Source organism: Bartonella sp. AP4SXKL (genome assembly GCF_042195845.1).
Classification (GTDB): domain Bacteria; phylum Pseudomonadota; class Alphaproteobacteria; order Rhizobiales; family Rhizobiaceae; genus Bartonella.
In genome coordinates this window covers 25,892-42,930 of sequence record NZ_JBHIPA010000013.1, presented here as the reverse complement: position 1 = coordinate 42,930, position 17,039 = coordinate 25,892, and the positions used below count along the sequence as shown (strand labels likewise).

At 38.3% G+C, this 17,039-nt stretch carries 6 protein-coding genes and 1 pseudogene; 1 reads left to right on the top strand and 6 read right to left on the bottom strand.

All coding sequences use genetic code 11. The features are described 5' to 3' along the window. The 6 genes and pseudogenes from ACFIMI_RS07615 to ACFIMI_RS07590 form a co-directional block, all read right to left on the bottom strand. Positions 1-1,484: pseudogene (locus ACFIMI_RS07615) on the bottom strand (hypothetical protein); the annotation flags it as partial. 426 nt (positions 1,485-1,910) lie between these two features. Then, the gene (locus tag ACFIMI_RS07610) at positions 1,911-2,213 is read right to left on the bottom strand and encodes a hypothetical protein (RefSeq protein WP_375611461.1); all 303 of its coding nucleotides are present in this window, start codon (positions 2,211-2,213) and stop codon (positions 1,911-1,913) included. A 180-nt stretch (positions 2,214-2,393) separates the two neighbouring features. Then, entirely contained in the window at positions 2,394-2,588 is a 195-nt protein-coding gene (locus ACFIMI_RS07605) for a hypothetical protein (protein WP_375681851.1), read from the bottom strand. Positions 2,589-3,200: 612 nt separating this feature from the next. Next, the gene (locus ACFIMI_RS07600) at positions 3,201-8,132 is read right to left on the bottom strand and encodes a YadA-like family protein (protein WP_375692409.1); all 4,932 of its coding nucleotides are present in this window, start codon (positions 8,130-8,132) and stop codon (positions 3,201-3,203) included. A 633-nt stretch (positions 8,133-8,765) separates the two neighbouring features. Beyond that, positions 8,766-15,083: a Vomp family autotransporter gene (locus ACFIMI_RS07595; protein ID WP_375692408.1), complete on the bottom strand. Its 6,318-nt coding sequence runs from the start codon at positions 15,081-15,083 to the stop codon at positions 8,766-8,768. Between the two features lie 1,054 nt (positions 15,084-16,137). Next, positions 16,138-16,644 (bottom strand): helix-turn-helix domain-containing protein, encoded by a 507-nt coding sequence (locus tag ACFIMI_RS07590; RefSeq protein ID WP_375681215.1) that lies wholly within the window; start codon positions 16,642-16,644, stop codon positions 16,138-16,140. A gap of 148 nt (positions 16,645-16,792) precedes the next feature. On the opposite strand from ACFIMI_RS07590, the gene ACFIMI_RS07585 reads away from it, so the two are divergent. Next, complete coding sequence (locus ACFIMI_RS07585; RefSeq protein ID WP_375612875.1) at positions 16,793-17,032, top strand: hypothetical protein; 240 nt, start codon at positions 16,793-16,795, stop codon at positions 17,030-17,032. Positions 17,033-17,039: the final 7 nt, after the last annotated feature.

Sequence of the window (17,039 nt, the reverse complement as noted above, 5' to 3'; positions counted from 1 at the left end):
GAAGTATCAACAGCATTAAAAGCAGAACCAACATCATTATGAGAATTACCCTGAATTGTGTAAGTTGGTGCTTTACCATTAGATACATCTGCACCACCACCAAAATATTGTGATGTATTTTGACTTACACTTGCAACGTCCCGATTAACCTGCTCCAACTGCGCAAAATTCACTGCATCATCAGGTTCTTCCCCAGCTGCCACTCCTGTAATCTGCTTATTGCCAGCATCAATACCATCCACAGTTATTTTAGCCCCATCAGCAAACAAAATGCCATCATCACTGATAGAGCTTCTCCCAGCGGTAACTCGTTCCACTGTAATATTATTAGCTAGATCAAATGTTACATTATTGTTTTCCCCACCTTTTGTAATCTTAAGGTTGTCACTTGCAGCCGACAAATCTACAGTATCTTGTACACCAACAGCTTTAGCATTTTTACCTCCAACAGATAGTGTCCAACCTTGGTCTACGTATTTTTGTAATGATTTTAACTGTGCAACATTAACGGCATCAGTGTCGCCACTACCAGCTGCCACTCCTACAATCTGGCGCGTTTTTTTTGATTTAGCATCACCAACACTCACTGCACCTAGCGTACTCGCCCATATCATGTCGTCAGAATCTGAAGGGCCTTTAGTTAAAGAATTATACCCGATAGCGCCAGCAGCAACATCAGCCACAGACTCGCTCCCAAGAGCAACACCCTTATGCTCAGTCGCTCTTGCATCTGAACCAATCGCTATCGAAAGATCTGTTTGAGCTTGAGCACCATAACCTATAGCAATTGCTTTTTGTCCACCTGCAAGTGATTTGTTACCGAATGCAATACTATCAACGCCTTTTGCTTTTGCACGCCCACCAATAGCAATCGTATTGCTTGCTACTGCTTCAGACGCAACCCCTATAGCAATACTTGCTTGTCCACCTGCAAGTGCAGCAATACCAAAAGCTTGTGATCCCCCAAACTTTGCAGTTGCAGCCGCTCCAAATGCTGTTGAATAATGCCCCGTTGCGGAAGATCCACACCCAGTTGCAAAAGAATACACACCATAAGCTTCAGGCAGAACATTTGAAAGACCACCGGTTGCTTTTCCCATATATCCCCCCTTACCGGTCAGACCATCATCAACCCAATTAAGCTGAACCTTCGCCCAGTTAAAAGGACGCTTGCCATTAATCTCTTTATTCATAGAAACTCTTTCATATAGTTCCTCTGCAGTGATTTGGTTATTAGTACCTTGATTGCTTCCACCACGATCAACAACATTAAACACACCACAGTAATCCTTATCGCCAGCTAATACAATACTGCCATGGCTAGCGTATTGATAAGACACGCTAGGACCACTTGTACTTTGAACTTTATCACCTGTTATCGCAAGATTTGCAGCAACCACAGGAGAAACACTCGACAAGAGCGCCGCTATAACTGTTCCCAATGAAACAGCTTTAATCAAATTTGGTGTTGAATATTTTTTCATAATACCCCCTCATAACAATAGATTAAAAACACAAAAAAGGTGTGTTCTAGAGCTTTCTTATTTCCCTTGCGTGTTCCTGCTTTTACAGCGTGTTTTAGGACATAAATAAAATTAAGACGTAAGCTGTTGTTTCTGCAACGCCTTTAGAGGGTAATTAGGGGTAGGTTCGTGAAAGTCAATTTGAGGAAGGTAAAAAAATACTTAATATTAGAATGGATTTCATTTTTCTATCAAAGGTTGTGTGTCGTTTTTAGCTTTGATCTCTTTGAAAAAGGTATAATTTTTGTGCCTATTGATCATCCGCTTAGGCATCAGTTTATTTTTCGTGAATAAGCTCTTTTATTTCATTAGAGGATTTATGAAAGCTTTTTACTAAAATGCCCCATCTATATCCTTACTAATGGTAATGTGTCTCGTTGCTGTATCCTATTTTACAAAAATACTCACTGCTACTTGTTCTTTTATTCCCTTCAGTTGTGAAAAATTCACTGCATCAGTATTGCTAGTTCCTTCTGCAACATTTGTTACTTTTTTACTTGCCGCATTAATATTACCGGTGGTTATTTGCGGGACATCAGTAATTACTAAGCCTGTTGCATCGACTTTTCTTTTCTCTCCTAATGTTATGCTTTTCAATGCTATATCATTAGCCAAACCAAATATGAGCTTATTTTCATCGTCCTTATCTCTTTTAACCCTGAAGTTACTTCCTCCCGATGAAAAATTCATTGTACTATCTAGCACCCATATCTTTAGCTGCCTCACCAGAAATAGACTGTTTCCACTCTTTTTTTCTTACGACTTCTTCTAAATCTTGCAACTGTCTCAGGTTCACCGCATCGGCAGATTTGCTATCAGCTGCTACGCCTATAATTTGTCGCGTTATGTTCTTACTAGGAACACCAATATTTACTGAAACTTTCGTACTTTTCCATTGAGATTAGGTGTTTTTAGCCAGTCCTTGCAGAACAGACGTATCCCCAAAAACGCCAGCAGTCCTACCAGACACAGAGCTGTTCCCGATAGCCCCCCATCAACCATCACTTTAGAATAGGAACCTAAAGCGATACTTCCAACCCCTTTTGCTTTTGAATAGAAGCCCATAGAAATAGCTTCTTGAGCAAATGCTTATGTACGGATGACCAAGAGCAATCGAACCATATTCTAAAGCTTTAGAAACAGCTGCTACTACTGTTGAATAATCACTCTTCGAAAGAGTATAATCATTTTCCCCGTGTTCGCTCTTCTTATTATATTCACTACCTATTGCAATACTGCTTTTCTCTAAAGCGTAAGCCATATTGCCTACAGAAACGCTTCATTCTTTTTCCGTTTGCGCTCCACTACCCTAAAGCAATACTTGTGTTTGGAGTACGTTGCATATCTGTAGATCGTTGCATTATAAAGCATACGTTTAAAACTATACGAAAATAAAAGCTAAAACTGTCTTCTTTTAATAAAGGGTATATTCGTATTTACATTTCTTGAAGCATTTTAATAAATCAAAATAATAGCAATCAATTTTTTAAATCTTTACCATTAAGGTCTTTTATTCTCAAAAAAAGTTGTCATAGGCTTTTTATATTCGGATTTTATATAATTACGGGTGTTTTATACATTTAGAATAGCTTTAGAGAACTCTGGAAGAAAGTAAAAAATTTGCCCTTTTCTTCAATTAAGAAAAAGGCAAATCAATTTTATGGATTTAGTCGTTTATTAGTTGAGTATCACATTAACCCCTGTACTTATACCCCAGTGACCTCCAGAAGTGGTAATTGACAAGTTGGAACCAATATCACCGTTCTCTGAAGTATAACCTGCACCAAAAGCAAAAGCAGATTGACTACGCCATAAACCACTACCAAATGCGATTGTTAATTTTCCAGGAATATCACTATAGCGTAAACCAGCTACCGCTAAACCAACAGCTGCTGCTTGTCTTGCCTCTTTTCGAACATCCTCAACAGCATAACTTAATGTCGAAAACTTCATATCCGTATACGAATTAGCCCCACTAACTCCATCTTTTACAAGATGAGAAATTTGCTCATCCGTATACTTATTGGCACTTTCAAGCACAAAATCCATCTTATCTTTTAATTGACCACCATTAACCGCTTCTTTCGAATCTTTTTCAACCCTTCCATCGGCTACATTGTCTATTAATACTGGAGAACTGTCATCTCCACCAACTAATGTAACTTTATTGGTCTTTTTGCCCGTTTCTTTATCTTTATCGTATTGTACAGATCCCTCCGTAACTTTATTTTCAATATCCTTGACCTGATCTGTAATCATCTGCTGAGTTTCCCAAAGCTGTCCTCCATTCACAGCTTCTTTTGAATCTCTGTCTACCTTGCCATCCTCTACATTGATAATCTTACTTGGACTCTTAACACCCTGAGCATCAACATGAGATGCATCATAGCTTCCTTTTTCTTCATTCCAATTCAGACTATTCGAAGAGGTACCCTTTTCAACTTCTTTTATACGATCATTGATAGTGCTCATGCTGTCATTAACAACATCAAATGCTTCAGAGACATTATTACGCTCCTCTTTATCACCTTTCGTACCATCCTTATTAAAGACCTGAACAGTGAATTTTGGTCCTTGCCAGTTTCCTTCCTTATCATAACCAGCTCCTCCACCAAAATATGAGGCAAATGTCTGTTGAAGTGTATAAATCTGACCACCATTAATCGCATCCGTCGAATCTTCTGATATCTTTCCTTTCGCAAGGAACGTGATCTTGCTGTTTTCCTTGTTACCTTCTTTCTCATGCTGTGCTACAAACGCACCTGCATCATCACTCCACAACAACGCATTTTGCTCAATGTTGTCTGAAATCTCATTATGAAGATTCTTGAAAACCTTATTTACACCGGCAAACGCGGCTGCAATACTATCATAATTCTCCTCTTCAAAGCTTCCATCTTCTTGGAAAGTCATTATCTTGAAACCTGGAAGCGCCCAGCCATCACCATCATACTTAGCATCACCACCAAAATACTTTGCTAGCGACTGATTCAGATCATAAATCTGTCCGCCATTAACCGCATCACTCGAGCCTGATACTATAGAGCCAGCCGCAAGTGATGTGATCTTGCTTGCTTTTCTGTCATCACCTTTCCCATGCAGAGCGATAAAAGCTTTGTCACCATCGCTCCAAGATAAAGAATCTTGTGCAACTCCCTCTGAGACCTCCTTAATGCGAGCGTTCACATTCTTGATATTGTCATCAAGTCCTTTAAAGGCAGAACCAACATCGGTATGCGGTTTATCTGTTACAACACCTTTTTCATCAATATTCGATAATTTATACTCTGGTACTTTAAAGTTTTTGCCATCAAAGGATACATCTCCACCTAAAATTTTTGATAAATCCTCAGTGATTGTATGAAGCTGATCGCCATTAATCGCATCACTCGAAGCTGATATTATAGAACCTGCGGCAAGCGATGTGATCTTGCTGTTTTCCTTTTCTCCATCTTTTTCCCCATGCTTGGCTACAAAGGATTGTTCTTTACCATCCCACAACAGAGCATCGCCTTGGACAGATTCTTTGATATTCGTGACTTTGTCATTAAAATCATTAACGATGTTCTGCATATTCTTATTCACAGTCTGGAAATTCTTATCAATTCCGTCAAAGGCTTCCGCTACATTATTGTAGGTTTTTTCTTCAACTTCAATTTCATTGCTCTCTAAGTTGAAAACTTTGAGTTTGAAGGTTGGTTTGTTCAATACGCCATTCTCATACGTAGCATCGCCGCCAAAATATTCTGCAACTTTGTTGCCCAGTGCATAAAGCTGGGAACCTGTTATAGTTTCGTGCGAATCTTTCTCTACCTTACCATCAGCGACATTAACAATCTTGCTCGCACCCTTCTCACCATGAGCAGCATTGTAGGCACCACCATCACCTACACTGCCATCCCAATTTAAACTATTCGAAGAGAGGTCATTTTCAAATTCCTTTATACGAGCATTCACATTCTTGATATTATCATCAAGTCCTTTAAAGGCAGAACCAACATCGGTATGAGATTTATCTGTTACTTCACCTTTTTTATCAATATTCGATAATTTATACCCTGGTACTTTAAAGTTTTTTCCATCAAAGGATACATCTCCTCCTAAAATTTTTGATAAATCCCCAGTGATTGTATGAAGCTGACCACCATTAACGGCATCTGTCGAATTTGAGCTAAGATCTCCACCCGCAAGACCTGTTATTTTTTTACCTGCAGCATCAATACCATCCGCTATTACTTTGGGGCCATTTTCAATCGTTAAGCCCGTTTTATCTAAAGTGACGTCTTTTAATTTTACACTGTTCAATGTGACATCTTGTGCCAAATCAAATGTTATTTTTTTGTCTTTACTGTCTGTTGTATCACTATTTTTAATCTCAAAGTTTTTGCTTCCAGAAACCAAATTTAATATATCACCCGGCTGAAAGTTTGAAACAGCCTTATCATTAAGAGAAAGTGTCCACCCTTGTGCTACAAATTCCCTTAATTTTTTCAGCTGCGCAATGTTGACGGCATCAGTGTCTGCATAACCCGCTGCCACACCTGTAAGCTGTCGTGTTATCTTATTCGGAGTATCACCAATACTAAAAGCTCCTTGAGTGCTCTTCCATATCACACCATCATCCGTTGACTGGCTCCCTATGGAAGGATCATAGCCAACTGCGGACACTGAGTTACGAGAAACAGATTTATAACCCACAGCAACACCACCCTCAGAAAGTACTTGTACATTTGATCCTAATGCCATACTATTTTTAGCTGTTGCAGCTGAAAGTCCACCTAATGCAATACTATTTTCACCAGATGCATTTGCAAAACCACCTAATGCGATACTATTTTCACCAGATACATTTGCAGAACCACCTAATGCAATACCATTATCGGCAGTTGCACTTGAAAGCTTACCTATAGCAATACTTTCTTGCCCACCTTTTCCCTCACTGGCAGCAATTGTAATGCTCTCCGTTTCGGCATGCCATTTAAAAACACTATCATCGGCAGCTTTTTTAATCTCATTGTGAAGATTTACATAAGACTTACCCACACCTTCAAAGGCTTTGGCTACATTTGGAAAACTTTCTTCTTCAATCTCATTCGTCTCAGGATTTAAAGTTTTAATTTTGAACTCTGGATTATCCCATTGACCATTCGTAAATTTAACACCACCGCCTAAATATCCAGCTATATGGGTAGCTACAACATTCAACTGACTACCATTTACCGCCTCTTGTGAATCTGCACTAAGATCACCAGATGTAACACCCGTTACCTTTTTATTTCCAGCATCAATACCACCGGTGGTTATTTTCGGACCATCAGTAATTACTAAGCCCGTAGCATCGAAGGTATTTTTACCTGCCTTTACGCTCTCCAGTGCAATGTCTTGAGCCAGATCAAACTTTACTTTATTGTCCTCTTTGCCCTTTGTAATATTTAGGTTGCTACTTCCAGCGGAAAAATCTACCGCGCTATCCATAAGAACAGTTGTAGCATTTTTATCTCCAACAGAGAATTTCCAACCGTTTTGTCTTACAACTTGTTCTAAGTCCTGCAACTGTCTAAGGTTCACTGCATCGGTAACATTAGAACCAGCTGCTACGCCTGTAATTTGTCTGGTTATACCCTTACTATAATCACCAACACTAACTGAGCCCCGCGTACTTTTCCATTGCGCCTCAACGTTTGTTGCAGGCCCCTGCAACAAAGAAGTGTAGCCAAGCTCACCAGCAGCCCTATCGGATATAGAATCGCTTCCTAGAGCAACACCTGCCGCAACCGTCACATTAGAGCTAGCGCCTATAGCAATTCCCTGCAGCGCCTGCTCCTGTGCATATGCATTGTACCCCATAGCAATCGCTTCATTTGCATAACTATGTGCTTTACTACCGAAGGCTATTGAAAAATCACCTAATGAAACTGTTCTCTCTTTTTCATCATAACTATCGGTTAGAGAAGAGCCGATTGCAATGCTATTTTTAGTATCTCTACTCCTACCGGCTAAAGCAGTTAAGCCGATTGCAATCCCTTGGTCAGCCTTCGTCTGCGCTACCTGCCCGTAAACAATAGCATCATGAGCTTCTCCCTGAGCTCGTTCACCATGGACAAGAGGATTACCCAAATTCCCATCCCTAGTCATTTGACCGCCCGTTACAACTCTTGGAGTTAAAGCTGCTCTTGTTATTTTTTTACTTCCAGCATTCATATCAATTGAACGTATTGAATCGCTGGCTTCTGCCAAAACATTCACTATAGGACTATAATCGCTCACACCAGTAAGAGTTTTGGTTAAAAAATTTGCATAGTCATCAGCAGCACTTACCTTGGATGTCAAAGAAACATTCAGCGCTGTTAAATAATTTTCCTGTGATGCACTAGAAGAATCCAAATCACTGTTATAGCTATCATAAACAGAGACAATACTTTGTGGATATATCTCAGCAGTGTTCCTTATGTTTGCAGAAATCTCTTCTCCTGAATCAAGATCATTCGAAAAAACAGGGGAAATACTGGCTAAAAGTGCAGCTATTGAAGTCAAGGATAGGACTTTAATAAAAGGAAAACGGGAAAATTTTAAATTGCTCCCTGCTAATTTTGTATATAATTTTTTCATAATGAACTCCCCAATGAAAGAAATAACTATAAACACAAAAAAGACACATTTAAACGCTATAAAGTTTCCTAAATTTGGTTTTTCTAAACGTATTCAAAAATTTAGTACCGGACTGCAAAGAGAGAGAAGTTGTGTTTTTAGCTTTTATGGTTAATGTGTTTTGCTCTTTTACATTTCCTAAGAAAGTAAATTTCTTTGTGGTGATTAGTTTTTTTAACTTTTAAACTTATTGTTTGTTTTTTGCAAGGGGTAGAGTTGATTTAGTGGATTGTTTTATAACTTCTTCCAGTAAAGTTGAAATACATTTGAATGTGTACTTTTATCTTAGTAGAAAGCTTTTTAATAGATTTGTAGAGAGCAAAAGGTTTTTTTCTATCTGTAGAGTGCTACAGATTTTTCAGATTTAAAAATTAAAGAAAAAATAATGAACTTATAATTTATGGAAAAACTTATTATCTTATTTTGAAATAAGAAGTTCATTTTTTTGAAAGCGTCCGGTTTTTCTGTTTTTTAAACCTGTATTTATCGTTAGCGCTTATCAATTTATATATATTTTTTTACATACGTAACAACAATTCACCCCTGCCTCATGAGACAGGGGTGAAAAGGAATTTTTATGTATTTTGTTTATTATCAATTCAATGTCATATTGAATCCCGCACCTACACCCCAGTGACCTCCAGAAGTTGTTGCGGATATGTTAGAGCGGTATTTTCCATTTTCTGAGGTGTAACCTGCACCAAAGGCAAATGCAGACTGACTACGCCATAAACCAGTACCAAATCCAACGCTTAATTTTCCAGGTGTATCATTGTAGCGTAAGTTAGACACTGCAAGACCAATAGCTGCTGCTTGTCTTGCCTCTTTTTTCACACTCTCAATACTATAGTTTAAAACATCAAACTTCATATCTGTATATTGCTTAGCCCGATCAACAGCATCATCAATCGCATCAATCACAATATTATTAACCCGTTGATCTGTATACTGCTTGGATTCATCAAGAATAATCTTCATCTGTTCTTTAGTATAATCATGAAGTTGACCACCATTTACAGCCTCTTTCGAGCCTTTTTCAATTTTACCATCAGCTACATTATCAATCAGAACAGGTTCACTGGCATCCCCCCCCGCTAATGTGATTTTATTGGTTTTTTTGCCGTTTTCATCTCTATCATAACGAACAGCATCCTCTTCAATGCCGTCAACTCTATTATTGATGTTATCAACTTTGGCATCAATATTGATAACTGTATCACCAATATCAGCAATCGTATTGGAAATGGTATCAACTCTGTTGGTAAGATGCTTCACATCTTTTTCGACACCAGTGACACGTTCATTGGTTTCCCAAAGTTGCCCACCATTGACGGCATCTTTCGAGCCTTTTTCAACTTTACCATCAGCTACATTGATAATTTTATTCGGCTTTCCATCGCGACCAGCATCATAGGCTTTTTCTTTATCATTCCACTTTAAAGCATCTGAATCGACCTTGTTGATGACATCATCAATACGGTTATTAATATTTGACATATTTTTATTGACGTCACCAAAAGCATCAGCGACATTATGATGCTCTGTCTCAACAGTCGTACCATCAGCATTGACTTGAACAATCTTAAAAGTAGGATCTGTCCATTTGCCATTCTCATATTTGGCACCGCCACCGAAATAATTCGCAAGTTGGTTATTCATGGAATAAAGTTGGTTGCCCGTAATGGCATCTGTTGAACCTTGAGCAATCTCACCATCTAAAAGATACTTCAATTTGCTGTTTGTTTTCTTGCCATCTTTTTCATGACGTGCCACAAATGCTTCTTCCTCATCATCCCACAGTAAAGCATCTTTAGAGAAATCTTCAATTTTCTGGTTAAACTCATTGGATACATTCGTTAAGCGTTGATTCACATCTTGAACATTTTTATCAAGACCTGTTAAAGCATCACCAACATTGTAAAAATTAGCCTTCCCTACTTCACCACCTACAATAGCGGATAAAGTATATTTCAGCCCTTCAAAAGCACCGTTAATGAACTTTGCACCACCACCAAAAAACTTTGCAATATCTGCTGATATTTTATTAATCTGACTACCATTGATTGCATCGTTGGAATTTTCAGAAATGCTACCATCTTTTACGTTATGAAGAGCAACTGGTCCGTTGTTCTTATCGCCGCCCAAAGTTACACTACCATAATTAACACTATTATCGTCATTCTTATCATAGAGAACCGCAGCAGCAGTTACTGTCTCAATATCTTTAGAAATCTTATCTATGCTTTTATCAAGTTGGTCTTTGTTAACAGCTTCATCACCATTTTCTGCCTCCCGCACGCCAGAAATTTTACGTCCTGAACCACCAACACCTGCAATATTGATCTCAGTACCAGCGGTATCCTTACCAATAGTAATAATACCTGATGCACCTCCATCTTGCTTAACAAGACTATTTTTTACCACATCGGAAATCTTATTATCAATATTTGTGATAGAAGTATTAACACCTGTAAACGCTTCCGTAACATTATGATAGGTCTTCCCCTGAATAAGGAAAGCTGGTTCTACACCATTCAGTACATCTGTACTACCCCCAAAATATTTCGATGTATTTTGAGCGACTGTTTTAAGATTATCAGTAACAGTTGTAACCTTCTCATTCGTAGCAAAAAGTTGTGAACCATTTACTGCTTCAGTAGATGTTCGAGAAAGTTCTCCATCTTTTACACCGGAAAGTGTTCTTTCTTGCTTATCTTTATTTACAAGGCTGATTTCAGTACCACCGGTTGCTTTACCCACAGTAATAAGACCATCTTCTCCCTCCTGCTTTACAAGGCTATTTTCTGTTACATTGTTAATCTGATTATAGATATCCGTAATAGAACTATCGACACCTTCAAAAGCATCAGCAACATTCGTATACCTATTCTCAACAATATTACCATCAGGATCGTTACGAGAAACTTTGAATACAGGCCCCGTCCATTCTCCATTCTCATATTTAGCACCACCGCCAAAATAATTCGCAATCTTATCGCCCATCTTATAAAGTTGAGAACCATTTATTGCATCTGTTGAATCTCCTGAAATATCGCCATCCGCAAGGAACTTAATCTTACTATCTGTCTTCTGTCCATCTTTTTCATGAAGTGCAACAAATGCACTCTCAGAACTGCTCCACAATAAAGCATCTTTAGAGAGACCCTGAATTTCCTCAGTAAAATTATTGACTACATGTGTTAAACGACTATTCACATTTTTGACATTCGCATCAAGCCCAGTCAAAGCATCACCAACATTTTCAAAGGTTTTCTGTTCTACCTTACCATCTGCAGAAACGGTAGATAAATTATACTGTGGTCCAACAAACACACCATTTTCAAATGAAGTACCACCACCAAAGAATTTTGCAATATCTCCAGAGATTGTATTAATTTGACTACCATTTACAGCTTCCATAGAGTCTTTGGAAATTTCACCATTTTTTACACCTGCAATGGTTCGCTCTCCCTCAGTACCTGTAATATCAATTTTCGTACCGCCTTTTTCAGCACCAATAGTGATAAGCTTCTGATCTTCTTTCCATTTAACAAGACTATTTTCTGTTACATTATTAATCTGACTATAAATATCTGTGATAGAAGTATCAACAGCAGCGAAAGCATCCGTTACATTGTCGTGTTTTGTATTCTGAACCATAAAAGTTGGTTTGATACCATTAAGTATATCTGTCTCCTTACCACCAAAAAAATCCACTATATTAGTAATATAACTAAACAGCTGATGGCCATTTATTGCTTCTGTTGAATCGGAACTGACTTTTCCAACTGCAACGCCAGAAATAATTCGATCCTTGCCTTCAGAGTTCGCAATATTGATTTCGATACCTTCTTTTTCAGCACCAATGGTAATATTTTTTTTACTTTTACTCCATTTAACAAGACTATTGTCTTCTATCTCAAACTTCATTTTATATAATTGTGAAAGATTAACAGCATCATGCTCATTGCTACCATCTGCGACTCCTGTAATTTTTGTATTGGCGGCATGAATACCACCCTTGGTCATTCTTGGGCCATCTTTGATCATGAAACCGGCATTACTCATTCTGCTGTCCCCTGTTTCTACACGACCAACTTTAATATATTCGCTTAAATCAAACTTTACTTCATTGTTATCACCTTTGGTAATTTTTATATTTGTGTTCTCACTCTCATTATTATCATCGTCTTTATGCTTAACTGCAACAAACTTTACTGTACTTCCTGCTTCAACATCTGTAGCTTCTCCGTCTTCAACAGAAAGCTTCCAACCCGTTTCCATCCCCGCTGTAAAGTCTTTCAGCTGTTTATAATTTACTGCATCAGTATCATCAGTACCAGCTTTCACTTTTGTAATCTTTTTGCCACCAGCATCAATACCTTTCATAGTTATGCTTGGACCACCATCAACAAACTTAAAGCCATCGTTGCTCATAATGCTGTTGCCTGTCGTGACACTCGTGAGCTTAAGAGTATCATTCAAAGAAAATGTAACTTTATTACTGTCTTTTGCAATCTTTATATTTTTGCTTCCGTCCTCACCCGCATCCGCAACAAGATCTACTGTACTCCCAGCTTTAACATCTGTAGCATTGTTACCATCAACAGAAAGTTTCCAGCCATTTTCTGCAAGTGTCCTTACCTCTTTCAGCTGTTCATAATTTACAGCATCAGTATTGCCTTCTGCCTTAGCTACTCCTGTAATTTTTTTATCACCAGCATTAATACCATTCAAAGTTATGCTTGGTCCATTACCATCAATAAACTTAAAGCCCTCATCACTCATAATGCTGTTGCCTGTCGTGACACTCGTAAGCTTAAGGTTATCATTCAAAGAAAATGTAACTTTATTACTGTCTTTTGCAATCTTTATATTTTTGCTTCCGTCCTCACCCGCATCCGCAACAAGATCTACTGTACTCCCAGCTTTAACATCTGTAGCATTGTTACCATCAACAGAAAGTTTCCAGCCTGCTTCAGCAAGTGTTCTTACCTCTGTCAACTGCTTATAATTTACAGCATCAGTATCTTCTTCCCCTGCCGCTACTCCTTTAATCGTTTTATTACCAGCATGAATGCCATTAACAGTTATGCTCGGCCCCTCATCACCGTCAAATCTAAAGCCAGCAGCATCCATAATGCTGTCTCCTGCTGTGACAGTCATTACCTGAATATCATCAGCTAGATCAAATGTGACATTGTGATCATTATCTTTTTCGATCTTGATATTTTTTGTACCTTTATTGTCAACTGACTGAAAATTTACTGTACCATTTGGACCAATAGCCGTAGCATTTCCACCGTTAACAGCAAGCTGCCAACTCGTTTTGTTCGCGTTTTTCACCTCTTGCAACTGTTTATAATTCACTGCATCGTTAGGTTCAGACCCATCTGCTACGTTTGTGATCTTTTGCTTGGCTGCATCAATACCATCAATAGTCATGCTTGGACCATCATTACCATTAATAAAAAAGCCGTCTACAGTCATGCGTGAACCGCTTTCACCGTTAACAAAAAAGCCATCATCACTCATCGTGCTTTGGCCTGTGGTGACTTGCGTCAATTTAAGATGATCATTTAAAGTAAATTCAATTTTATGCTTATTATCTGCAGTGTTTTTTGCAATCTTTAAGTTGTCTTTTCCCGCTTCTTTTTCACTTTTCACTGAAAAATCTACAGTATTGCCTGAATTCACATCTGTCGGATCGGTATCGTTAGCAGAAAGTTTCCACCCCCCTCCCCCTGCTATGATATCTTTCATAGCTTTTAGTTGCGCCACGTTTACCGCATCAGTATCTTCACTTCCAGCTGCAACCCCTGTAATTTGTCGTGTTAGCGTACCATTACCACGACCGCCAACTTCACCAACGCTAAAAGCGCCTGTGGTGCTCTTCCATGCTATACTGGTTTTTGTTGTCCCTTTACCTGTTACAGGATCATAACCAGCAACATTCTTGTCTCTATCAGAGATAGCCCCACCACCTACAGCAACACCATCTTTAACAAGCACTTGCGAATTTACACCAATGGCAACCGAATCTTCTTTTTCAGCATAAGCTTGCGTACCTATAGCAATCGCATTTTCAGCATTCGCGATTACTTTTCTGTTAGGATCATTTTCTTCGGTTCTGTCAGAGCGCCTGCCCCCTATTGCAATAGCACCTGAAGCTTTAGCTTCAGCATCTGTACCTATAGCAATCGTATAACTCTTTTCTGCCTTTACCTTTGTACCTAAAGCAATGCTATTTGTACCTAATGCAGTTGCAAGCCCTCCAATAGAAACTGAAGATTTGCCCGATGCTTCTGAGCCTACACCCATAGCAACACTTGCTATACCACTTGCAAGTGCGGAAACACCAAAAGCTTGTGCACCCCCTGCCTTTGCTGTCGCACCTGCACCAAATACGGTTGAATAATTACCCGTCGCTGCAGATCCACAACCCGTTGCAAAAGAATAAACACCATAAGCCTCAGGCATAGCATTAATGATACCACTAGTGTTTGTTCCCATATAAGTAGCATTGTTGGTTAGAATCCCAGCGCCTTGCCAAGTAACCTTTTCAGTGGTCGTGCCATAAGGTTTACGACCATTAAAAACTTTCTCACCAATAAATCGCTCATATTGTTCTTGTGCGGTTATTCGTTGACTTTCACCAACTCTCTCTTGTTGTTTGCCGCCACGACCAATAACGTTGTCTGCACCACAGTAGTCATCATCACCAGCCAACACAACACTACCATGACTACCGTGTAGATATGCAACACCAGTACCAGGTGTACTTTGACTCGTCCCTCCTACTATCGCAAGATTAGCAGCAAAAACAGGAGAAACACTCGATAAGAGTGTGGCCATTACCGTACTAAGAGAGACAACTTTAATTAAATTTGGTGTGGAATATTTTTTTTTCATAAGAATCTCCTCCTACAGAGTTCAACATCATCACAACGCGCGAAAACACACATGGCAAAACCCTTAGTTTGCGCACTTCAAAAACCAATAAATCAAGACAAAACTCCCCCCTACGATACCGATACTTATCCGGCATCGACCTAAAATCTCTGCAACAACATCGAATCTAGAAAAGTCCCCAACCCTTTTAGCTAGAGGGATTCAAGCTAAAAAATAAATAAAAACACAAGACTTTGAAAATATACCGTAATCTCCATTCAAAAACACTGCGATTTATCTCTTAACAAAATAGTTTCACTAAAGAGCAATTCTACTTTTCAAATAAAGCGCATCAGAAGAATGGCAAGAGTGTAAAAATTATTTTTTATAAATTTGTAAAAATACTTCTCAATAAATTAACTGTTCTTATAAGCACAAATTTATGATTTTTTTAACTTATCGCACAATGTAATAGATAATGATTATCATCATAATCTCACTTTTTGTTGCGAGGTAAGCTGTTTCAATATACTATACATCTCTTTGAAAGAAATCTGTCTTAAATATAATGATGCACGCTCTGTAAAAAGTTTTAACGTACTCATCTTATCATCTTCATAAAAAGACAAAAGCGCATCTATAAATAGTCTTTCGTTCTTCTCTCTTATATATCTGTTACCCTTCTATAGGAACAAAACATCGTCATTGTATTTTCACTATTGTATAAATTTTTTAATATCACAAACCGAAAAGAAGCTGTTTTCTAAACTCTTTCCTCTCACAGAACCCACTGTATTTTCACTGTTGTCCGTATCTTTTCTTCAACCAACAAATATTTCAGGAATGGCACTATATTAGCTTCTTTTTGTAGAAATTTTGTTTGTATCACTACTCGTCATTCTTTTTATCTGTATTAGAGCAATGTATTGATTTATAATGATAATTTATTATTATTCAGGTTGAATAAAAGACTCAAAAATTGTGAGATTTTCACATTCCAAACTTGGTTATATAGCAGAAGATCAAAAAAGTTTTATTTTTTTAAAAGGCTGTTCGTTCATATCTTATGAAATTTCTAGAGGTGTTTTTCAGTTTCGATTTTACGTCTTAAATGTAATTTTAAAAGCGGCAAAGTGGCTTCGATTTCTTCTATATCATTGAGGTTTTGAATAAGCTCTTGCAATCTTCCATAAAGCTCTGCTGCTAATTCCGCAACATCTTCAGGAGAAAGTGTTATTTTTGCATCATGATAGGTCGTATAAGCTAAATGTCCAAGCTTTTTCATCAGCCCAACAGGTATCGCCTGCGGTTTAAAACCAGCTGCTTTTGCCTTTGCCATATCTGAAAACATCTCGCCATTTCCCGTTACTAGCCAATCTAATGAAACACCACAAATTTCTTGATATTTGGAGAGCGCAGAGGCTGTAGGCTCACTTATACCAGTTTCATAAGTTCCTATAGAGCCAGCAGTGATACCAAGATGTTCAGCAAACTGCTTACGCTCTGTAAAACCAAGAGCGTGACGCACTTCACGAAAACGTTTTGCCAACTCAGTTTTAGGTTTTGCTTCCGGACGAGCCAAAAAAACACTCCAAAATCAATATAATTGCTGACTAAATAATTATATTGATTTACATCTATCATTACTGCCCCTTAAGAAGAGCAGTTATCACATACATAACCCCACAAAAACGGATGTTACAGCATCCATTCAAGCAGGAGCGAAAATTATGACAATTACAAAAATGCAATCGCCGTGGTATTTTTCTGAGCTGCGCCCCTGTAATATAACCTTGGAAAAACTCAAGCCTATCAGAGGCTATTTTCCAGAGTCAAAAACATTTGGACACAGGCCAATGAAAAAACTAAATGCGCCCCTGCCAACTCTATCAGTTTGCATGCCAAGCCAATTCTTGCCAACTGCTTTCTCAAAAGTTGCAGTCATATTCTTTCAAAAGCAAAAAGCCTAATACGATT